Annotated in this window: 17 protein-coding genes; 10 read left to right on the forward strand and 7 right to left on the reverse strand. The window is 72.8% G+C overall.

Going from position 1 to position 21432, the window contains the following annotated elements; genetic code table 11:
- Positions 1 to 34 precede the first annotated feature (34 nt).
- The 4 genes from LFA75_RS16205 (at position 35) to LFA75_RS16220 (ending at position 5631) form a co-directional block, all read left to right on the forward strand.
- Positions 35 to 868 carry a biotin--[acetyl-CoA-carboxylase] ligase gene (locus LFA75_RS16205; RefSeq protein WP_225234644.1) on the forward strand — a complete coding sequence of 278 codons (834 nt, stop codon included), beginning with the start codon at positions 35 to 37 and terminating at the stop codon, positions 866 to 868.
- A 31-nt stretch (positions 869 to 899) separates the two neighbouring features.
- Positions 900 to 1466, forward strand: coding sequence for a PH domain-containing protein (locus tag LFA75_RS16210; RefSeq protein ID WP_225234645.1), 567 nt, complete (start codon positions 900 to 902; stop codon positions 1464 to 1466).
- Between the two features lie 68 nt (positions 1467 to 1534).
- Positions 1535 to 2686 carry an exonuclease SbcCD subunit D gene (locus LFA75_RS16215; RefSeq protein ID WP_225234646.1) on the forward strand — a complete coding sequence of 384 codons (1152 nt, stop codon included), beginning with the start codon at positions 1535 to 1537 and terminating at the stop codon, positions 2684 to 2686.
- The gene (locus LFA75_RS16220; protein WP_225234647.1) at positions 2683 to 5631 is read left to right on the forward strand and encodes an AAA family ATPase; all 2949 of its coding nucleotides are present in this window, start codon (positions 2683 to 2685) and stop codon (positions 5629 to 5631) included. Before LFA75_RS16215 ends, LFA75_RS16220 begins: the two co-directional genes overlap by 4 nt.
- Before the next feature lie 237 nt (positions 5632 to 5868).
- On the opposite strand, the gene LFA75_RS16225 is transcribed toward LFA75_RS16220, so the two are convergent.
- From LFA75_RS16225 to LFA75_RS16235, 3 genes are read right to left on the reverse strand one after another with little or no spacing between them, the layout of a single operon-like run.
- On the reverse strand, positions 5869 to 6342 hold the full coding sequence (locus LFA75_RS16225; protein WP_225234648.1) for a GtrA family protein: 474 nt from the start codon (positions 6340 to 6342) through the stop codon (positions 5869 to 5871).
- A gap of 4 nt (positions 6343 to 6346) precedes the next feature.
- The gene (locus LFA75_RS16230) at positions 6347 to 8788 is read right to left on the reverse strand and encodes an LGFP repeat-containing protein (RefSeq protein ID WP_225234649.1); all 2442 of its coding nucleotides are present in this window, start codon (positions 8786 to 8788) and stop codon (positions 6347 to 6349) included.
- Positions 8785 to 9114 (reverse strand): hypothetical protein, encoded by a 330-nt coding sequence (locus tag LFA75_RS16235; RefSeq protein WP_225234650.1) that lies wholly within the window; start codon positions 9112 to 9114, stop codon positions 8785 to 8787. The genes LFA75_RS16230 and LFA75_RS16235 overlap by 4 nt, the downstream gene beginning before the upstream one ends.
- Positions 9115 to 9602: 488 nt before the next feature.
- Here LFA75_RS16235 and LFA75_RS16240 point away from each other — a divergent pair, with 488 nt between their 5' ends.
- The 3 genes from LFA75_RS16240 to LFA75_RS16250 are packed head-to-tail and all read left to right on the forward strand — an operon-like array spanning position 9603 to position 12508.
- Complete coding sequence (locus tag LFA75_RS16240) at positions 9603 to 10808, forward strand: 5-(carboxyamino)imidazole ribonucleotide synthase (protein ID WP_225234651.1); 1206 nt, start codon at positions 9603 to 9605, stop codon at positions 10806 to 10808.
- Positions 10809 to 10820: 12 nt separating this feature from the next.
- The gene (gene purE / locus LFA75_RS16245) at positions 10821 to 11330 is read left to right on the forward strand and encodes a 5-(carboxyamino)imidazole ribonucleotide mutase (RefSeq protein ID WP_225234652.1); all 510 of its coding nucleotides are present in this window, start codon (positions 10821 to 10823) and stop codon (positions 11328 to 11330) included.
- A 20-nt stretch (positions 11331 to 11350) separates the two neighbouring features.
- Positions 11351 to 12508, forward strand: coding sequence for an acyl-CoA dehydrogenase family protein (locus LFA75_RS16250; protein WP_225234653.1), 1158 nt, complete (start codon positions 11351 to 11353; stop codon positions 12506 to 12508).
- Between the two features lie 39 nt (positions 12509 to 12547).
- Here the strand turns inward: LFA75_RS16250 and LFA75_RS16255 are convergent, their stop codons facing one another.
- Genes LFA75_RS16255 through LFA75_RS16270 form a run of 4 tightly spaced genes read right to left on the reverse strand, consistent with a single transcriptional unit; the run spans position 12548 to position 16361 of the window.
- A complete protein-coding gene (locus LFA75_RS16255; RefSeq protein ID WP_225234654.1) occupies positions 12548 to 13216 on the reverse strand; it encodes a CoA transferase subunit B in 669 nt (222 codons plus the stop codon).
- 1 nt (position 13217) lies between these two features.
- Positions 13218 to 13988 (reverse strand): CoA transferase subunit A, encoded by a 771-nt coding sequence (locus LFA75_RS16260; RefSeq protein ID WP_225234655.1) that lies wholly within the window; start codon positions 13986 to 13988, stop codon positions 13218 to 13220.
- Positions 13989 to 14022: 34 nt separating this feature from the next.
- Entirely contained in the window at positions 14023 to 14817 is a 795-nt protein-coding gene (locus tag LFA75_RS16265) for a TIGR03089 family protein (RefSeq protein ID WP_225234656.1), read from the reverse strand.
- The gene (locus tag LFA75_RS16270; RefSeq protein WP_225234657.1) at positions 14817 to 16361 is read right to left on the reverse strand and encodes an LCP family protein; all 1545 of its coding nucleotides are present in this window, start codon (positions 16359 to 16361) and stop codon (positions 14817 to 14819) included. Before LFA75_RS16270 ends, LFA75_RS16265 begins: the two co-directional genes overlap by 1 nt.
- A 176-nt stretch (positions 16362 to 16537) precedes the next feature.
- Between LFA75_RS16270 and rfbB the strand changes: the two genes are divergently transcribed.
- The 3 genes from rfbB (at position 16538) to LFA75_RS16285 (ending at position 21328) form a co-directional block, all read left to right on the forward strand.
- Positions 16538 to 17533, forward strand: coding sequence for a dTDP-glucose 4,6-dehydratase (rfbB, locus tag LFA75_RS16275; protein ID WP_225234658.1), 996 nt, complete (start codon positions 16538 to 16540; stop codon positions 17531 to 17533).
- A gap of 14 nt (positions 17534 to 17547) precedes the next feature.
- Positions 17548 to 18414 carry a dTDP-4-dehydrorhamnose reductase gene (gene rfbD / locus LFA75_RS16280; RefSeq protein WP_225234659.1) on the forward strand — a complete coding sequence of 289 codons (867 nt, stop codon included), beginning with the start codon at positions 17548 to 17550 and terminating at the stop codon, positions 18412 to 18414.
- Between the two features lie 724 nt (positions 18415 to 19138).
- A complete protein-coding gene (locus LFA75_RS16285; protein WP_225234660.1) occupies positions 19139 to 21328 on the forward strand; it encodes a peptidoglycan recognition protein family protein in 2190 nt (729 codons plus the stop codon).
- Positions 21329 to 21432: the final 104 nt, after the last annotated feature.

The raw sequence follows: 21432 nt of genomic DNA on the forward strand, positions 1-21432 counted from the left end.
GGGACCCGCCTGCACCGGCCGTAGCGTAGGGGACATGGGTGACACCGGCGCGGGGCGCTATCGGGACCTGGACCGCCCCGGGCTGGACGCCGTGGCGCTGGTCACAGCCCTGCAGCGCGGCGACGGCCTGTGGCGAGCGGTCGAGGTGGTCGACGAGATCGGCTCGACCAACGCCGCGCTCGCCGTCCGCGCCGCCGACGGCGAGGCGGAGGGGCTGGTGCTGGTCGCCGAGCACCAGGTCGCCGGCCGGGGGCGCCTGGACCGCACCTGGACGTCGCCGCCGCGGGCCGGGGTGACCGTCTCGGTGCTGCTGCGCCCCGACGTCCCCGCCGCCCGCCGTGGCTGGCTGTCGATGCTCACCGGGATCGCCCTGGCCGAGTCGGTGGCCGACACGGCTCGGACGTCGCTCAAGTGGCCCAACGACCTGCTCGCGCCGGACGGGCGCAAGCTGGCCGGGATCCTGGCCGAGGTCGCCGACGGCGGGGTGGTCGTGGGGGTCGGGCTGAACGTGTCCACCCGCGCCGATGAGCTGCCCGACACCGGCACCTCCCTGGGCGAGGTCGCCGGTCGCCCCGTCGACCGTGCCCCGGTGCTGCTGGCTTACCTCCGCGCGCTGGAGATCCGCTACCGCCGGTGGGTCGAGCACGCCGGTGACCCGGTCTCGTCGGGGTTGGCCGCGGACTACCTGGCCTGGTGCTCCACGGTGGGTGCCGGCGTCGTGGTCACGCTGCCCGACGGCTCGTCGCTGGAGGGCGTGGCCGAGGCGGTGGACTGGGACGGCCGCCTCGTCGTCCGCACCCCGGAGGGCCGTCACGACCTAGCGGCAGGCGACGTCCGACACGTCCGGGGTCGGACGCAGGCTGGGTGACGTCGGGCCCGGCATCGGTCATCCTGTCGCCGTGGCGTACCCCGACAAGCTGCTGGCCGACGACGAGCGGGTCATCCGGCACCTGCACCCGCACTGGTTGACCGTCTTCTGGCCGATCGTGGCGTTCTTGGTCCTGGTGGGCCTGGGCTCCTTCGGGGCCGCCCTGATCCCCGAGGGGTCGAACCAGGGGGTCTACCGGTTGGTGATCGTCGTCCTGGCCGTGCTGCTGGCGGTCGCGTTCGTCGTCGTCCCGGTGCTGAAGTGGCGGACGACGCACTACGTGATCACCTCGCACCGGATCCTCTACCGGGTCGGGATCCTCTCCCGGACCGGCCGGGACATCGGGCTGTCCCGGATCACCGACGTCTCCTACAGCCAGACGCTGTGGGACCGGATCATCAACTCCGGCACGCTCACGATCGAGACCGCGGGCGAGGGCGGGTCGACGATCTGGTCGGCCATCCCGGACTCCGACGGCGTCCAGCAGTTGCTCAACCACATGGTCGAGGAGGACGCCGACCGGCGGGCGCAGGAGAGCGCCGGCTACATCGGCCAGTACTACCGCGGCGAGACCGGGCCGGTCCCGCCCCAGCGCTGACCTGCACGTCGGCCCCACCGGTCCCACCGGGGGCGCTTTTGTCGGAGGGGCCGCCTAGCGTCGTGGCCATGCGGTTCCTGCACACCTCCGACTGGCACGTGGGCCGGTCCCTGCACGGGACCGACCTGCTCGCCGAGCAGGAGGCCGTGCTGTCCCGGCTGGCCGACGTCGTCCGCGCCGAGCGGGTCGACGTCGTGCTCGTCGCCGGTGACGTCTACGACCGCGCGGTCCCCTCGGCCGACGCCACCGGGGTGCTCGACCGGGTGCTGTCCCGCCTGCGAGCTGCCGGGGCCACCGTGGTGCTCACCCCGGGCAACCACGACTCCGCCCGGCGGTTGGGTTTCGCCGCCGGGCTGCTGGCCGTGTCCGGCGTGCACGTCCGGGCCACCACGGCCTCGTTGGACGAGCCGGTCCTGCTGGCCGACGAGCACGGTGAGGTCGCCGTCTACGGGTTGCCGTTCCTCGAGCCCGAGGTCGCCCGCCACGAGCTGGGCGCCGATCTCGCCCGCTCCCACCAGGCCGTGCTCTCGGCGGCGATGGACAAGGTGCGGGCCGACCTGTACTTCCGCCCGGGTGCCCGTTCGGTGGTCCTGGCGCACGCGTTCGTCGGCGGTGGGCTGCCGAGCGAGAGCGAACGCGACATCGCCGTGGGCGGGGTCGACCTGGTCAGCCCGTCGGTGTTCGACGGCGTCGACTACGTCGCGCTGGGGCACCTGCACCGTCCGCAGACCTTGAGCCCGCGGCTGCGCTACAGCGGTTCACCGCTGCCGTACTCCTTCGGCGAGGCGGGGCAGACCAAGCAGGTCTGGCTGGTCGACCTCGACGCCACCGGCCTCGCCGAGGTCCGTGCCGTCCCGCTGCCGGTGCCCCGGCAGCTGTCCGTCCTGAGCGGCACGCTGGCCGAGCTGCTGGACGACCCCGCCCACGAGGACGTGGTGGAGCACTTCGTGTCCGCCCGGCTCACCGACCCGGTGCGCCCGACCGACGCCATGCGCAGGTTGCAGAGCCGGTTCCCGCACTGCGTGCACCTGGAGTGGTCGGGGGCGCCCACGGGTTCCGACGAGCGCAGCTACACCGAGCGGCTCCGCGGCCGCGACCCGCTGTCGGTCGCCGGGGAGTTCGTGGGGCACGTCCGCGGCGGGGTGGGGCCGACACCCGCCGAGCGCGAGCTGCTGGGCCGTGCCCTCGCGGTGGCCGACCGCGAGGAGGCAGCCCGGTGAGGGTGCACTCGCTGACGCTGAGCGCGTTCGGCCCCTTCGCCGGGACGGTGTCGGTCGACCTGGACGACGTCGGGCGCGACGGTCTGTTCCTGCTCTGGGGTCCCACGGGGGCGGGCAAGACCACCCTGCTCGACGCGGTGGTCTTCGCGCTCTACGGCTCGGTGCCCGGCCCCCGGGGGCAGGAGAAGCGCCTGCGGAGCGACCACGCGGTGGCCGGGGTACGCACCGAGGTCGGGTGCGAGGTCACGATCGGCGGTGAGCGGCTGCGGATCACCCGGCGGCCCGAGCAGGTCCGCCCCAAGAAGCGGGGCACCGGGTGGACCACCGAGCAGGCGATGCTGCTGGTGCAGCGGCTCACCGACGGTGGGTGGGAACCGGTCAGCACCCGCATCGACGAGGGGTCCGAGCACCTGCGCACCCGGCTGGGCTTGTCCGCCGAGCAGTTCTGCCAGGTGGTGCTGCTGCCGCAGGGTGACTTCGCCCGTTTCCTCCGGGCAGAGCCCGACGACCGCGGCCGCCTGCTCCGCACGCTGTTCGACGTCGGCCGGTTCGCCCGGGCCGAGGAGTGGTTGGCCGAGGAGCGCCGCACGGCCGGGCAGCGACTCGAGCTGGCCCGGGGGGCGCTGGGCTCCCTGCTCGCGCGGATCGCCCAGGTGTCCGGCGGTGACCTGCCCGAGGAGCTGGCCCACGACCCCGGGCACGGTGCCGTGGACCGGTGGGTGCGGGTCACGACCGCGGCCGCCCACGCCCGCGACGACCGGGCGCGGGCCACCGTCGCGCAGACCGGCGAGGACCTGGGCGCGGCGGCGGCCGTGCTGACCGCTGCCCGCTCGGCGGCGGGGCGGCACGACCGCCGGGACAGGGCTGCTGCCGACCCCGACCGGCTGCGCGCCGTCGAGCCGGCGGTGACGGCGCTGCGGGCGCGGGTGGTTGCTGGCCGCCGGGCCGAGGGGGTCCGCGAGGTGCTCGAGACCGCTGACCGGTGCGCGGTCGCGGCCGAGGTGGCGGCCGGCGCCCTGGCCGCCGCCTCCGCCGCGTGGGACCGCATCTCGGCGGGCCGGCCCGCCGACGCCGTGGTGGCCCGGTCCCTCCGGGACGAGGCCGCCGTGGTCACCGAGCTGCGGGCCGACACCCGCCGGGCGGCACAGCTCGCGGAGCGGGTCGCCGCCCTCGACCGGCGCATCGCAGCGTTGCGTGGGCAGATCGTCGAGGCCGAGGAGACGGCGCCCCGGCGTCCTGCCCGACAGGCAGAGCTCGAGCGGCAGGTCGCGCTGTGCGCCGAGGCAGCAGCGCAGCTCCCCGGGCTGGTCGCGGAGCAGGACCGCCGGTCCCAGCGGGTCCGGGCGGCCGTGGCCGCCCGGACGGTGGCCACCCGCATCACGACGGCCGACGCGCGGGTCCTCGAGCTGCGCGAGTCGCTCGTGACGGCCCGGGAGCTGGTGGCCGACCTCCGCGCGGCCCGGTTGGACGGGATGGCGGCGGAGCTGGCGGCCGGTCTGCGACCGGGGGACGGGTGTCCCGTCTGCGGGTCCGCCGAGCACCCCCGCCCGGCCACCGCCGGCGGACCGGCCGTGACCGCGGACCATGAGGACGCCGCCCGGGCCCGGGTGGAGCTGGTCGACGTCGAGCTCACGTCCGCCCAGGCCGAGCGGGCCGACCTCGGCGCCGAGCTGTCCGCGCTGCAGGCCGTGGCCGGTGAGCTGCCCGTCCACGAGCTGCAGGCTGCGGAGGCCGAGGCCCTGGCGGCTGTCGACGCGGCGAGCGGGCTGGCGAGGAGCGTGCCGACCGTCCAGCGGTCGTTGGACGTGTTCCTGGCCGAAGCCGCCTGCGCCGACGAGCAGCTCGGCGCAGCCCGCACCGAGCTGTCGGCCCGGCAGGCGGAACGGGACTCGGTGGCCGAGAGCTGGGTGGAGCTGCGCGACCGGTTGGCCGCCGCGGTGGGCGGGGACGTCGACCTGCCGGCCCGCGGGCGTCGCCTCGCGGACGAGGCCCAGCGGTGCGAGGACCACATCGAGGCCGCGGCGGCCGACCGCCGGGCCCGTGCCGAGCTGGGGGCAGCCACGGCCCGCGCCGAGGAGCGCCTGTCTGCGGCAGGGTTCACCGATCTCGGCACCGCGGCGGAGGCACTCCTCGAGCCGGGTGAGGCGACCAGGGCAGAGCAGCGGGTGGCCGAGCACGACCGGGCCACCGCAGTGGCCCGGGCCGTGCTCGCCGAACCGGAGCTGACCGACCTGGGGGAGCGGCCCGACCTGGTCGCGGTCGAGCTGGTGCACCGCACCGCGGCGCAGCGGCGGGAGCTGGCCGTGGCCGAAGCCGGTGCCGCCGGGCGGTGCCTGGCCGAGCTCGACCGTCTGGCCGGCGACCTCACCGCGGTCCAGGTGGAGCTCGACGAGCGCCGGGCGGACGCCGACCACGTCGGGTCGCTGGCCGACTTGGTCAACGGCCGCGGCAGCAACACCCTGAAGATGCGGCTGCAGTCCTTCGTGCTCGCCGCCCGCCTCGAGCAGGTCGCCGAGGTGGCCAGCATCCGGCTGCAGGACATGTCCGGCGGCCGGTACACCTTCCGGCACAGCGACGCCGCCGGCCGCAACGGTGCCCGCGGCGGGCTCGGCCTCGACGTGCTCGACGAGTACACCGGTCAGCAGCGGCCGACCAAGACCCTGTCGGGCGGGGAGAGCTTCATGGCCTCGCTGGCGCTGGCGCTGGGGCTGGCCGACGTGGTCACCGCGGAGTCCGGCGGAGTGCAGATCGACACCCTCTTCGTCGACGAGGGCTTCGGATCGCTCGACCCGCTGGCGCTGGACGCGGTCATGAACGTGCTCGACGAGCTCCGCCGCGGGGGCCGCACCGTCGGGGTGGTCAGCCACGTCGAGGAGTTGCGCACCCGCATCCCCAGCCGCGTGGAGGTCACCACAGGTCGGTCGGGATCAGCGATCGCGAGCTGATGGCCGGTGGTTGGCGGTCGAGGTGGACCGGCTGAGCCGGCCCGCCCGGCATCGGCGCGCGGGCAGGCCGGGGTGTCCGTGCCCGCAGGCCGGTCCGTGGATGGCGGACTGAACGCGGTCGAGCGCCTCCGGGCGCACGCGTGACCAGGATGACCGCACCCAGGCCCCTGGAGGACGACGCGCGCCGATGCCCGGAAGTGCTGTGGGCGAGCACCGCACGGGGTCGGCCCAGGTGCGTCAGTCGACCGGGTCGCGGTGCTCCGCCGCCGGCTCGGCCGGGAACACCCACGTGCGATAGCTCGCGTACCTGATGACCGTCCCCAGCCCGATCGACGCAACGTTCGCCAGCTGCAGCACTAGCGCCCCGTCCTGACCGAGGGGGTAGCGGGCGACGGCGACGACGGCCAGCCCCAGCGCGAGAGTCACGCCGTTGATGACCAGGAACAGCGAGTACTCGCGCCGGATGCCGGTCTGCGCTCGGTGGTTGAACGACCAGTTTCGGTGCGCGAAGTACGCGGCCGTCATGGACACCAGTGTCGAGACCATCTTGGCCGTCACCGCACCCAGGCCGACGTGCACGTACAGCAGCTGGAACAGCCCGACGTCGAGGACGGAGCACAGTGCGCCCACCACGACGAACGCGCTCAGCTCGCGCAGTCGCGGCGACCACTTCCTGATCGACCGCGGGTCTGTGTGGGTGCCCTGGGTCACGGCGTCACGGTACGTCCGTCGGGGTTGCCGGGCCCGTGGTCCCCGCGTCCTCGGTCGGTCCTGGGGAGGACGAACTGCTGGACGGGCTGGACGGGCCGGTCGTCGCCGCGGGAGCAGGCTGCGTGGCCGGTGCCGGTGCCGTCGCCGACGCAGTGGTCGGGGCCGGCGTGGACGTGGTCCGGACCTGTCCGGTGGCTGTGTCGAGGACGAGGCGGCCACCCTGGAAGTCCTGGCTCACCGCTCCTGCGGTCGTCTGGGCCTCGCTGATCGGGTAACCGAGAGCCCCCGCCTCCCATCCCTGGCTCGCCCAGCGCGCGGAGATCGGGCCGTCGAGGACGGCATGGGTGCCGCTCGCCGGGCTCGTGTAGAGCGAGCCGCCGCGGAAGTTCTGGACGCAGCCGTTGCCTGCCAGGCCACAGAACTGCTCCCGGGTCGGCGCCCCCAGCACACCGGCGGCCCCGCCGCGGGCGAGCCAGGCATCGGCCACGGCGCCAGGAGGTATGACCTGGGCAGCGGTGGTCGAACTGGTCACCAACAGCCCACCCTGGAACGCCTGCGTGCAGTCCGTCGCGCTCGTACAGCTCTGCTCCCCCGTCGGGTAGCCGAGCCGCCCGTTCTCCCATCGCTGTGCGGCCCAGGCAGTACCGATCGGCCCGTTGAGGACGGCGTGCGTCCCTGTCGCTGCGGTGGTGTACAACGAGCCGCCCTGGAAGTTGGCGCCGCAGCCGGCTGCGGTCAGGCCGCAGAACTGATCCCGGGTCGGCTGACCGAGAACCCCGCCACCCGCACCTCGAGCGACCCATGCGTCGGCGATCGGGCCCAGTGGCACCGTGCGCGCGCCGAAGGCCTGGCTGACCGTCAGGAGCCCGCCCTGGAACGGCTGCACGCAGTCGGTGCTGCTCGAGCACGTCTGGTCGCCGGTCGGGTACCGGAGCGGACCGGACTCCCAGCGCTGCGCGGCCCAGGCCGATCCGACCGGCCCCGTCATGACACTCCACGTCCCGGCAGCCGAGGTCGTGTAGGCCGTGCCTGCCTGGAAGCTCTGCAGGCACCCACCCGCTGCCAGCCCGCAGAACTGGGCGGCGGTCGGGTAGCCGAGAGGGCTGGCCTCCCACCCCCGCGCGGCCCAGTAGGACCCGATGGCCCCGTTGCCGACGACCTGCGCGCCGGTGGCCGGGGTGGCGTAGATGGTCCCGCCCTGGAAGTTCTGCAGGCACCCGCTGCCCACCAGGCCGCACCGCGGGTCGCCGGTGGGGTAGCCGAGCGCGCCGGCCTCCCACATCTGACTGGCCCACCTGTCGGCGATCGTGCCCCGCATGACCGCCGACGTGCCGAGCGACGCGAGGCTGTACAGCGTCCCGTTCTGGAAGCTCTGCAGGCAGCCGCCCCCAGTCAGCCCGCACACCTGAGGGCTGCTGGGGTAACCCAGTGGTCCGGCCTCGTAGCTCCGAGCCGCCCAGCTACTACTGATCGCGCCGTTCAGGACGACCTGGGCACCGGTCCGGTCGCTCCAGTAGATGTTCCCGCGTTGGAAGGTCTGGACGCATCCGTTGCCCACCAGGCCGCACCGGATCGGTCCGGCCGCCGTCCCCAGGGCACCTCCAGCCGAACCCGAGTTCTGGTACAGGGCAAGGATGGCTTCGCCACCGGGGGACTGGGTGGACCCGAACCAGTCCGTGAAGTAGCTGAAGAAGTTCCGGTTGCCGTACGCGGAGCAGCTGTCGCCCGTCCCGTAACCGGCGGCCAGGGCGGCGGCGTTCGGCACGTAGGGCGTGTAGTTGTAGAGCCCGGCCGTGGCCACGTTGGCGATGTAGACCGGCTGGCTCCCGCATGCAGCGCTGGGGTTGTAGAGGATGTTCTGCGTGCGTCCTGCGCGGTAGCTCCCGGCGAGCCCGTCGGCATAGCGCTGGAACTGGCGGGCCGCGAAGTAGACCTGGCTCACGAAACCGGAGAAGGCCGGGTTGCAGGCCGCGGTGTCCGGACAGGCGAACCCGGTGGCCTTGTCGTACTTGCGCGCCGCGGGACGGGTGCCGGTGATGAGGCCCTGCTCCTTCTGCAGCAGGACGACGAGGACCCGGGGGTTGATGCCGCACGCCACGCCGACCTTGGCGATGATCGCGGCGGCGGACTCCTGCGCTGCACCCTGGTAGGCCGAGCAGAAGGCGTCCCCGGCCTGGGTCGAGGTGTCCTGCCGGAAGTCCTTGATGCACGGCATCTCGCCGGCGACGCACGAGGACCCCTTGGCCAGGAGGAATGCCTGCACCTGAGCTGCGTCCATGGACAGCGAGTCGAAGAAGACGGCGTCGCTGATGATGTTGCCGGGGGAGAACGTGCTCAGGTCGGCGGCCTGCGCGCTGTGCCCGTCCAGCCGGGCGATGGCCGGCACGAGCACGGCCGCGAGGACCAGCGTGCCTGCCACGAGGCTGCGGAGTGCGGAGCGGATCATCGGTCGACCTCCACGGTCGTCAGGTCGCTCTGGGCAGAGGTGGTCGCGGACTGGTAGCCGACGACCACGGACGGACTGCCGTCGGCTGCCGACCACGGCACCACGAGGTCGGCGCAGACGGTCGTGGTCGCATCGGCCGACGCGGCCGAGCTGGCCGAGCGGGTGGCGGCGGCCGAGGTCGCGGTGACGGTGCACGTCCCGCCGTCCTCGACGACACCCGCGACGTACGCGCTGGCGTCGATCTTCCCCGTGTCCGAGGACCACGCTGCGTAGGTGACGACGACCCGCGAGCCCGAGCCGACGTCGACGGGGCGGTCGGTTGCCACGTCCCCGGGGACGGACGTCGGGATGGGCCCCGTCGTCGAGACCCCGTAGACGCCCGAGGTCGTGGCGGCCGGCGGTGGGGTCGGGGCGATGGTCGGCATCGCCGAGGGCTCACTGGAGGTACTGGTCGGGCCGCGTCGGCTGGCTTCTGCGGACCCGGGAGTCGTCCGGGTCGTGACGATCCAGGTCGCCACCGCCAGGGCGAGAGCCAGGACGGCGATCGTGACGGACAGGCGTCGTCGGCGCATGCGTGTCATCTGGTTCTCCCCGTGAGCGGCACCTCGGCGTGGCGGTTCCTGGATGTGGACCGCCACACCCTCGAGGGCAACACGACGCTACGTGGTGAGGACGGTCCGTCACAGAGCGCGCTTGGAGTGTCGGATTCATGGTCTCGGGCGATACCTGACGACTCTCGCCGTCCGATGCGTCAGCTCTCACCGGGCAGCGGCCTGCGCCGGAGTTGGTCCGCGGTGGTTAACCTCTGGGCACCATGTCTCCGCCCGTAGATGCCCCAACCTCCGTGCCGGTGGTCGCGATGGTGGGGGGCGGTCAGCTGTCGCGGATGACCCACCAGGCAGCCATCGCCCTGGGCCAGTCACTGCGGGTGCTCGCCGCCGACCGGGCGGAGTCGGCCGCGCTCGTCGCGGGTGATGTCCGGATCGGGCAGCACACCAGCCTCGAGGACCTGGTCGCCTTCGCCGACGGCGCAACCGTCGTCACGTTCGACCACGAGCACGTGCCCATCGACCACCTGCATGCGCTGGAGGCCGCCGGGCACCGGGTGGCGCCGGGCCCCGGGGCGCTCGTCCACGCCCAGGACAAGCTGGTGCTCCGCCGGGCGCTCGCGGCGGCGGGCGAGCCGCAGCCGGCGTGGGCGCAGGTCGACTCCGGTGCTGACGTCGCTGCCTTCGCCGCTGTCCACGGCTGGCCGGTCGTGCTGAAGACCCCGCGGGGCGGATACGACGGCCGGGGGGTGTTCGTCGTCCCCGATGCGAGCACCGCGGTCGAGCTGGTCGAACGGCACGGCACCCTGTTGGCCGAGGAGCGGGTGGTGATGGTCCGCGAGCTCGCCGCGCAGGTCGCCCGCTCCCCGTTCGGCCAGGTGGCCGTGTACCCGGTCGTGGAGACCGTGCAGCGCGACGGCGTCTGCAACGAGGCGCTCGTCCCGGCGCCCGGGCTGGCCGACGACCTCGCGACGGCGGCACAGGAGTTGGCGATCCGGATCGCCGACCGGCTCGGCGTGGTCGGGATGCTGGCCGTGGAGCTGTTCCAGACCGAGGACGGCGTCCTGGTCAACGAGCTGGCCATGCGCCCGCACAACTCCGGGCACTGGTCGATCGAGGGGGCGGTGACCAGCCAGTTCGAGCAGCACCTGCGCGCGGTTCTGGACTACCCGCTCGGTTCGACGGCGATGACGGCCCCCGTGGTCGTCATGGCCAACGTGCTCGGCGGGGATGCCGCGGCCGAGGACTGGTCCGGGCCTGGGCTGGACGAGCGCATCCACCACTTCATGGCGCACTGGCCCGACGTGAAGCTGCACTGGTACGGCAAGGGTCAGCGGCGCGGCCGCAAGCTCGGCCACGTGACCGCGCTGGGCGACGAGGTCGGTGAGGTCCGCGCCCGGGCAGTCGCCGCGGCCCGCTACCTGGCCGACGGCGTCGTCGACCCGGCCTTCACGTTCCCCGACGAGCACTGAGGAGCACCCGGCATGACCACCCCTCTGGTCGGCATCGTCATGGGCAGCGACTCCGACTGGCCCACCATGGAGCCGGCGGCCGCAGCCCTCGACGAGTTCGGGATCGGCTGGGAAGCGCACGTCCTCTCCGCGCACCGCACGCCGCGGCGCATGCTCGAGTGGGCCGAGGGGGCCGCGGGTCGAGGACTGCGGGTGGTCGTCGCCGGCGCCGGGGGAGCGGCCCACCTCCCCGGCATGGTCGCCGCGGCCACGCCGCTGCCGGTCATCGGCGTCCCCCGCGCGCTCGGCCAGCTCGACGGCATGGACAGCCTGCTCTCCATCGTGCAGATGCCGGCCGGCGTCCCCGTGGCGACGGTGTCCATCGGCGGTGGCCGCAACGCCGGCCTGCTCGCCGTCCGGATCCTGGCGGCCTCGGACGACGTCCTGCGGGCGCGGGTCGAGCAGTTCCAGGCCGACCTCGCAGACTCCGTGGTGGCCCGCGACGCGCAGCTGCAGCAGCGGTTGTCTTCCCCCGCGGAGTGACGGCGGCCTAATCTGTACCCGTGGGTAACAACGCCGGCGGGCTGTACGCGCTGACCGAGGAGCACCAGGCGATCCGGGAGGCGGTCCGTGACATCGCCGAGCGCGAGATCGCCCCGTGGGCCGCTGAGTGCGACGCGGACTCCCGGTACCCGATCGAGGCGCAGAAGGCGCTCACGGCGGCGGGTTTCCACGCCACCCACATCGAGGAGCAGTACGGCGGCGAGGGTGCCGACGCGATCGCGACCTGCATCGTGATCGAGGAGGTCGCCCGGGTCGACGTCAGCGCCTCGCTGATCCCCGCGGTGAACAAGCTGGGTTCGGTCCCGGTGATCCTGTCGGCTTCCGAGGAGCTCAAGCAGAAGGTGCTGCCCTCGATCGCCGCCGGTGACGCGATGATCAGCTACGGCCTGTCCGAGCGGGAGGCCGGCTCCGACGCCGCGGCCATGAAGACCCGGGCGCGCCTGGAGGGCGACACCTGGGTGCTCAACGGCGCCAAGGCCTGGATCACGAACGCCGGGGTCAGCGAGTGGTACACGGTCATGGCCGTCACCGACCCGGACAAGGGCGCCAACGGCATCTCCGCCTTCGTCGTGCACCGCGACGACCCCGGCTTCGAGGTGGGCGCCAAGGAGCGCAAGATGGGGATCAAGGGATCACCGACCTGCGAGCTGCACTTCACCGACTGCACGATCCCGGCCGACCGGATCATCGGCGAGCCCGGTACCGGGTTCAAGACCGCGCTCAAGACGCTGGACTTCACCCGGCCGACCATCGGCGCGCAGGCCGTCGGCGTAGCGCAGGGCGCTCTGGACGCAGCGATCGCCTACACGAAGGACCGCAAGCAGTTCGGGAAGAGCACCTCGGACTTCCAGGGCGTGCAGTTCATGCTCGCCGACATGGCCATGAAGATCGAGGCCGCCCGGCACCTGGTGTACGTCGCCGCTGCGCGCGGGGAGACCGGCGGGCCGGACCTGACCATGGTGTCGGCGTCGTCCAAGGCGTTCGCCTCCGACGTCGCGATGCAGGTGACCACCGACGCCGTCCAGCTGTTCGGCGGGGCCGGGTACACCCAGGACTTCCCGGTCGAGCGGATGATGCGCGACGCGAAGATCACCCAGATCTACGAGGGCACCAACCAGATCCAGCGGATGGTGATCGCGCGCAACATCCTGCGCTGAGCGCCGCGGGGCCGTCCACCGGACGGCCCCGCAGCCGCCTCAGGCGCTCAGGGGGAGCTGCATCTCCCGCACGTCGTCGGCGACGGTCAGCGGCGCGCCGGTGGCCGCGACGACCTCGTCGGCGGTGACCCCGGGTGCGGTCTCCCGGAGCACGAAGCCGCCGTCGGTGACGTCGACGACGGCCAGGTCGGTGATGACCCGGTCGACGCAGCCCTTGCCGGTCAGGGGCAGGGTGCACTCCTGCACGAGCTTGGGCGACCCGTCGCGGGCGACGTGCTCCATCATCAGGATGACCCGGCGTGCGCCGTGGACGAGGTCCATCGCCCCGCCCATGCCGTTCACCATCTTGCCGGGGATGAGCCAGTTGGCCAGGTCTCCGCGCGGGTTGACCTGCATGGCACCGAGGACGGCGACGTCGATGTGCTTGCCGCGGATCATCCCGAACGACAGCGCGGAGTCGAAGAAGCTCGCGCCGGGCTGCAGGGTGACGGTCTCCTTGCCGGCGTTGATCAGGTCGGGGTCCTCGTCGCCCTCGAAGGGGTAGGGGCCGACGCCGAGGACGCCGTTCTCGGACTGCAGCACCACGTGCACGCCGTCGGGGATGAAGTTGGGCACCAGGGTGGGCATGCCGATGCCGAGGTTGACGTAGGAGCCGTCCGCCAGGTCCAGGGCGACGCGGGCGGCGAGCTGGTCGCGGGTGAGGGCCACGTCAGTTCTCCTGTCCGGTGGTGGGGCGGGGGCGGGTGGTGCGCTTCTCGATGTCCTTGCCCTCGGGGCCGACCTCGACGACGCGCTGCACGAAGACCCCCGGCAGGTGGATGGACCCGGGCGGGATCTCCCCGGGTTCGACCAGCTCCTCGACCTCGGCGATGGTCACCTTCCCCGCCATCCCGGCGAGGGGGTTGAAGTTCTGGGCGGAGGAGTGGAAGACGAGGTTGCCGTGCCGGTCGCCCACGGCGGCGCGGACGAGCCCGAAGTCGGCGGTCAGCGCGGTCTCCAGCACGTACTGGACGCCGTCGAACTCGCGGATCTCCTTGGGCTTCGACGTCTCGACGACGTCGCCGTCGGCGTCGTAGCGCACCGGGATGCCGCCGTCGGCGACCATCGTGCCCACCCCGGTCGGGGTGTAGAAGGCGGGGATGCCGCAGCCGCCGGCGCGCAGCCGCTCGGCCAGCGTGCCCTGCGGGGTCAGCTCCACGTCCAGCTGGCCGGACAGGTACAGCCGGGCCAGCTCCTTGTTCCCCCCGACGAACGAGGAGATCGTGCGGGTGATCCGACCGGCGTAGAGCAGCACGCCCAGGGCGGCGTCGTCGACCCCGCAGTTGTTGCTGATCGTGGTCAGCCGGTCCGCGCCCTGCTCGAGCAGGGCGTCGATCAGCTTGATCGGCACCCCGCAGAGACCGAACCCGCCCACGGCCAACGACGAGCCGGAGCCGATGTCGGCCACCGCCTCCGCAGCACTGGCGACGACCTTGTCCATGCAGCGACCACCATCCATCGAGTGGCTGGGCGGATCAGCTCGCGGCGGGGCGGCCCAGCTCGCGGATCCCGTCGAGCCTGAGGCCGAGGGTAGCGGTGACCCCTTCGGTCTCCGCCCGGTGCTGCAACTGGGCGGAAACCGGGTTGCGGCACAGCACGAGGGAGGCGCCCGCGGCGAGCGGGGCCAGCAACCAGGCCACGGGGCCGGCCTCGGTGGCGGTGCGCTCGTCGACGAGCACCCGGTCGCCGGCCACCATCCCGAGCCGGTCGGCGAGCGCGACGGCGGAGTCGACCAGGCCGCCGAGGGTGAGCTCGAGCCCGGCGACCAGGAGACCCGGTGCGGCAGGGTCCGGCTGCACGTAGGGCGCGAAGTGGTCACCGTGGGCACGGACCTCGAGGGCGAAGTCTCGGGCTTCGCCGGCGTACCCGGTCATGCCCAGGCCGAGCGGGTGCAGCGACAACCCGACGAGCTCGGCGGCGCCCTGCTCCTCGATCGCGGCCAGCCGGCCCTGCTCGGCGAGCACGAGGTCGACGTCGGCCAGGTGGCCGTCGTCCTCCGCCGCGGTGTCGACGACGGCGGCCCCGCAGGACCACACGGCCAGCAGGACGGCGGCGGTCTGCCAGTGCACCGGGAGGGCCGGGGCCACCCGGCTGCCGGGCCCGATGTCGAACTCGTCCTGCAGCAGGTTGGCCGTCTTGGCCACCCAGTTCGCCGTGGTGGCACCGGACAGCTCGACCCGCTCGCCGGTCGCGTCGTCGTAGTGGGTGATCAGCGGCGCGGCACCGTCGCGGCGGACGACCGCGGCGAGCAGGTCGGCGGGGACCGGCATCAGTTGATGCACCCGGTGTCGTCGGCGGTGCGCGGGTCCTCGCCCTGGACGGTCGCCTCGGACGTCGCGGCGGCCGGGGTCGAGAGAGCAGCGCCGATGCCGTTGAAGTCCGAGCCGATGACCAGCTGGACCGTGCCCGCTGTGACGTCGTCCACCTGGGCCGTGGTGGCCCCGGGGATCTGGCCGGCCAGGGTCGCGGCGAGCGCTTCGTCACCGGCGGCGTAGCGGATCTCCGTCGCCGTGTAGGCGGCAGAGTCGGCGTTGCCGGTGCTCGCGATGGTGAACCCGGCGGCGGTCAGGTCGTCGGCGGCGGTCCCGGCGACCCCGCCGACCCCGGAACCGTTGAAGACCGCCACCGAGACGTCGGCTGGGTCCACGGTCTCGACCGGGGCCTCGCTCACCGGGGCCTCGGTCGGCGCGGCGGCGTCGGCGGACAGGTTCGCGAAGAAGGTGTGCAGGGTGTCCTCGTCCTGCAGCTGCAGGATGTACCGGCCGGCGTCGTCCTCGCTGTCGCCGACGTAGGGGATGGTCTGGAAGTCGATGCTCCCGGCGCTGACCGACTGCATCTGGGCGGCCAGGTCGAACAGGTCGAGGGTCTGGTCGACGGTCAGCGAGTCGGCCGCCGCCTGCACCAGCTCGCGCTGCTTGCCGAGGTCGAGCAGCACGTTCTCCGACAGCATCTTCCGGATCATGGCGGCGATGAAGTACTGCTGCCGGATGATCCGGTCGAAGTCGCCGCGCGGCAGGCCGTGCCGCTGCCGGACGAAGGCCAGGGCCTGGGTGCCCTCGATGGTGGAGACGCCGGCCGGCAGGTCGACGCCGGAGAAGTCGTCCTGCACCGCGTTGCACAGGTTGACGTCGACCCCGCCGATCACCGAGGACAGGTTGAAGAAGCCGAGCAGGTCGACCTCGGCGTAGTGGTCGATGGCCAGCCCGGTGAGTTGGCTGATCGTCTGGATGAGCAGCTGGGCCCCGGCCGCCTGGGTCTGGGCGTCCGTCGCGCCGGCGGGGGCGTCGGCCATGCCGTAGGCGTAGGCGGCGTTGAGCTTGTCCTGGCCGTGGCCCGGGATCTCGACGTAGGAGTCGCGGGGGAACGAGACGAAGGAGGCCTTGGCCCCGTTGGCCGGGATGTGCACCAGGATCATCGTGTCGGTGTTGGTGCCCTCGTTGGCCTCGGTGCCGAGCTCGGCCAGCTGCTCATCGGTGGCGCTGGCGCGGCTGTCGTTGCCGACTAGCAGCAGGTTCATCGCCTCGCCGTCGACGCCGGCGCCGTCCTCGTTGCCGTCTGCGGGGATGGCGTCTGTGCGGTTCACGCTGGCCTCCACCACCCGGCCCAGGTACCAGCCCCAGCCGCTGGTGCCCAGGAGGACCGCGGCGACCAACCCGGCCACCAGGCGGGCCCCGACGGCCGCGCGGCTGGTGCCGGTCCGGGCTCCCGACCGCGGCCGGCCGGCCGGCTCGGCGGCGGCATGACGGGACGCCCGCCCGGCGCGCGGGTCGAGCCGCGGGGGCAGCGGGCGGAGGTTGTCGTCGGATCTGCTCACGGGTGTCCTCACGTCGTGCCGGTGCGCCGTGGTGCCGCACCGGGGTCGTCCGGCGCGCGGAGTCGAGGCCTGACGATACGTCGAGGACCGGGGAGGACGAGGTTGCGCCCCGGTCTCTGGAAGACTGCGGACCCGATCGTCTGCTCCGACCACCCACTGCGAAGGACACCGACTCGATGCGCATCCTGGTCACCGGCGGCGCCGGCTTCATCGGCTCCCACTACGTCCGGACCATGCTCTCCGGGGGTTACCCCGGGTACGAGGACGCCGAGGTCACCGTCTTCGACAAGCTCACCTACGCCGGGAACCTGGCCAACCTCGCCCCGGTCGCCGACAACCCGCGCTACCGGTTCGTCCAGGGCGACATCTGCGTGCCGGCCGACCTGGACGCGGCCCTGCCCGGTCACGACGTCGTCGTCAACTTCGCCGCCGAGTCCCACGTCGACCGGTCGATCACCGGCGCCGCGGAGTTCGTGCTGACCAACGTGCTCGGCGCCCAGCAGGTCTTCGAGGCCTCGCTGCGGCACGGCGTCGGCCGGGTCGTGCACGTCTCGACCGACGAGGTGTACGGCTCCATCGACGAGGGCTCCTGGGTCGAGGACCACATCCTGGAGCCCAACTCGCCCTACTCGGCCGCGAAGGCCGGCAGCGACCTGATCGCCCGGGCCTACGCCAAGACCTACGGGCTCAACATCTCGATCACCCGCTGCAGCAACAACTACGGGCCGTACCACTTCCCGGAGAAGGTCATCCCGCTGTTCGTGACCAACCTGCTCGACGGGCAGAAGGTCCCGCTCTACGGCGAGGGCGCCAACGTCCGGGACTGGCTGTTCGTCGACGACCACTGCCGGGGGATCCAACTGGTCGTGGAGAAGGGCCAGCCCGGGGAGTACTACAACATCGGTGGCGGTCGGGAGCTGTCCAACCGTGAGCTCACGGAGAAGCTGCTGGAGGCGACCGGTCGGGACTGGAGCTTCGTCCAGGAGATCGTCGACCCGCGTGGCGGCGGGCACGACCTGCGCTACTCGGTCGACTACTCCAAGACCGGCGCGCTGGGCTACGCCCCCCGCATGACGTTCGAGGACGGCCTCGCGCTCACCGTGCAGTGGTACCGGGACAACCGGTCGTGGTGGGAGCCGCTGAAGGCCTCGGCCGCGACGGCGCGCTCGTGAGAACCGCCTGGTTGGTGACCGGCGCCCGGGGCCAGCTCGGGCACGACCTGCTGGACGTCCTGTCGAACCGGACCGGCGACGCCGTCACCGCCGTCGGCCGGCAGGAGATGGACCTGACGGACGAGTCGTCGGTCAGGTCCGTGGTCCGCGCGTGGATCGCCTCGTCTGCGGACGTGGACCGGCGGGTCCTCGTCAACGCGGCGGCCTACACCGCGGTCGACGCCGCGGAGGCCGACGAGGAGACCGCCCTGGTGGTCAACGGTCGGGCGCCCGGCTGGATGGCCCAGGAGCTCGACGGGCGCGGCCGCCTGGTTCACGTGTCGACCGACTACGTCTTCGGCGGCGACGCCGACATCCCCTACCCGGTGGATGCGCCTGTGGCCCCCCGGTCGGCCTACGGGCGGACGAAGGCGGCGGGGGAGCGTGCCGTCCAGGAGGTGGACGGCGACTCGTCGATCGTCCGGACGGCGTGGGTCTACGGCCGGCACGGTGGCAACTTCGTGCGGACGATGACCAACCTGCAGGCGCAGCGCGAGACGATCTCCGTGGTGGATGACCAGGTCGGCTCGCCGACCTGGTCGGCGGACCTGGCCGCAGGCCTGGTCGGGCTGGGTGTGGCCGAGGGGCCGGTCGCTCCGGTCCTGCACTACACGAACACCGGCGCAGTCAGTTGGCACGGCTTGGCCCGGGCCGTCTTCGAGGAGCTCGGAGCCGATCCCGCACGAGTCTTGAGGACGTCGTCGGCGGACTTCGTCCGTCCCGCGCCGCGCCCGGCGTACTCCGTGCTGGACGGGTCCGACTGGGACGCTGCGGGCCTGCCGGAACGGCAGGACTGGCGGACCGCCCTCGCCTGCGCCATGTCGGTGGGCTTCAAGGACTGACGTCGGGGAAGGGGGCCCGCCGCGGTTGCCGGGCGGCTGATCGGGCCGTTGTCGGAGGTGCAGCGCTCAAGGTCGGCCTCACGGGTGTCGATGTAGCAGTCGGAACAGGCTCACCATCCGCAGGTGGGTCGCTGCTCGTCGCCCAACGGAGGACCCACTCGTGCGCCGCATCATCGGGGGCCTGATCGCCTTCCTCGTCCTGACGGGGACCTTCCTCGTGCTCCCGGTCTACGCCGCTCCGACCGCCGGCGTACACCCCGTGGAGCCCTCGATCGACGAGGTTTCCCTCGGCTCGGTGATCGACCCGGCCCCGGACGCGATCGTCAGCACCGACGGTGAGGTCCAGCCCGGTGGCGTGAGCGAGTCCGAGGCCACGGTCCTCCCCGGCAGCACCCCGACTGAGGCGTCACCCGAGACCACCCCGCCGCCGGAGTCGCCCTCGGCTCCGGCGGAGGTCACGTCAGCCCCGGAGGCCGTGGAAACCCCGGCTGGGTCGACCAGCCCCGGAGACCCGAACGAGACCGCGGCGCCGGCTGAGACGACGGCTTCGCCCCCGGCGCCCTCCGCGCCCGACGAGGAGGCCGTGAGCTCGGGCGAGGAGCTCCCGGGTGTGCCGGCGTTGACGGTCTCTCGGCCCTCCACGGACGACTTCTCAGCGGTCGGTGTGACCTGGGCTCTCTCGGAGGCGGTCACCGACGTGTCGGTGCAGATCCGGGTCAGGTCCGTGTCCGGGTCGTGGGGGTCGTGGACGACCCTGGAGGCAGACGACATCGAGCAGACGGAGTCCCCGGAGACCACCGGCAACGATGTCCGCGGCGGCACGGCGCCCTACTGGACCGGTGACTCGAACGGGGTCGAGGCGATCGTGCAGTCCGCCGAGGGGACGGTCCCCGAGGATGTGCGGCTGACCCTGATCGACCCTGGCACCAGCGCCGCTGACACGCTCCCGAGAGCCCCGGCTCCGCAGGACCAGGCGGGTGCCGCCACCTTCATGCCCGACATCGTGACCCGCGCGCAGTGGGGTGCCGACGAGTCGATCAGGACGTGGGATCCCGAGTACGCCCCGACCATCAAGGCCGCCACGATCCACCACACGGCGGACGGGAACAACTACACGGCCGCGCAGGTGCCGGCGATGATGCGGTCGATCTACGCCTTCCACACCCAGACCCGAGGCTGGGGGGACATCGGCTACAACGTCATCGTCGACAAGTACGGCCGCATCTTCGAGGGTCGCTACGGCGGTCTGAGCTCGACCGTCGTCGGCGCCCACGCCGGTGGGTTCAACACCGGCACCTTCGGTGTCTCCATGCTGGGCAACTACGCCGAGGTCGACACCCCTGCCGCGATGCTCGAGTCCATCGCGCAGGTCATCGCCTGGAAGTTGGCCATGTACGGCGTGAACCCCAACGGCTACACCCAGCTGACGTCGGGAGGCGGCGGCACCTCGCGCTACGCCGCCGGCGCCGTGGTCACGCTTCCCACGATCTTCGCCCACCGGGACGTCGGCAGCACGACTTGCCCCGGGCAGTACGCCTACGACCGGATGGGACAGATCCGCGACCTCGTCGCGGCCAGGACGCCGGCTCCCGGCGGGAGCCCCGTCGGCAGCCTCGAGGTCATGGGCCTCAACGGCAACCAGCTCGTCCTGTCCGGCTGGGTCTTCGACCCGGACTTCCCGCCGGGCGGCATCGCCGTGGCCGTCGACGTGGACGGCTCGCGGGCCGCGACGCTGGTCGCGACCGGGGCGCGTGCCGACGTCGCCGCCTCCTACCCGCAGGCGGGCCCCGACCACGGCTTCTCCGCCAGCGTGCCGCTGGCCGTGGGCAACCGCCGCGTGTGCGTGTACTTCCTCAACGCGTCCTCGAGCGGCCGTGACGTGTGGGTCACCTGCCGGATCGTCACGGTGAGTGCCGCCCCGCCGGCCTCCCAGCTGGGGGACAACCCGGTCGGTGCGATGGAGGACATCCGGGCCGCCGGCCGAGGCGTCACCCTGACGGGGTGGGCCTTCGACCCCAATACGCCCACCTCTCCCGTGGATGTGCACGTATGGGTCGACGGCGCGTACTCCGGGCTCTTCCCCGCTGACCGTCCCCGGTCCGACGTGGGTGCGCGGTACGCCGGGATCGGCGCTGCGCACGGCTTCTCCGCGACCGTCCCCATCGCGACACCGGGACAGCACCAGGTCTGCGGCTACGCCATCAACAAGGCCGCAGGCACGGTCAACCCGCTCCTGGGTTGCCGCACCGTGGACGTGGCGGCCTCGGCCTGGGACCCCCAGGGCAACCTGGAGACCGCGTCCGTGGCGGGCACCCAGTTGCGGGTGACGGGCTGGGCCTACGACGTCGACACCCCGTCGACCCCCTCCGCGGTGCACGTCTTCGTCGACGGCGCGTACGCCAAGACCCTGACCGCGGGTGGGTCGCGCCCCGACGTGGCCGCAGTGTTCCCAGGATCCGGTGACCGGCACGGCTACGAGGGCACCGTCTTCGTGGGGGCCGGCCGGCACTCGGTCTGCGCGTTCTCGATCAACAGCGGCTTCGGCACCGCCAACACCCTGGTCGGGTGTCGGTGGGTCGACATGCCCGCCGCCGCATCCGAGCCCACCGGGGGGCCGGACGTCCTGGCTCCGACCCGGGAGGGCGTGGTCGTGTCGGGCTGGGCGATCGATCCCGACGCCTTGGGGACCGCCATCGACGTCCACGTGTACGTCGACGGACGCGGCTTCGGACGAGCGGTCGCGGGTGAGGACCGTCCCGACGTGGGTGCCGCGTTCACCGAGGCGGGTCCGCGGCACGGCTTCCGACTGCCGGTCAGCCTCGTGCCGGGTCGTCACGAGGTGTGCGTGTTCGCCATCAATGTGGGGCCCGGTGTCACCAACCCGCGACTGGGCTGTCGGACCGTCACCGTCTAGCTGTACCCGGCCAGGACGTCGGTGTCGTCTGAGCCTCTTGATCGCAGGAGAACCTCCGAGTGGGGTGTGGCTTGTCTGAGGCACACATTCACTCGGAGGTTCTC

The organism is Klenkia terrae, from assembly GCF_900491935.1.
GTDB classification, from domain to species: domain Bacteria; phylum Actinomycetota; class Actinomycetes; order Mycobacteriales; family Geodermatophilaceae; genus Klenkia; species Klenkia terrae.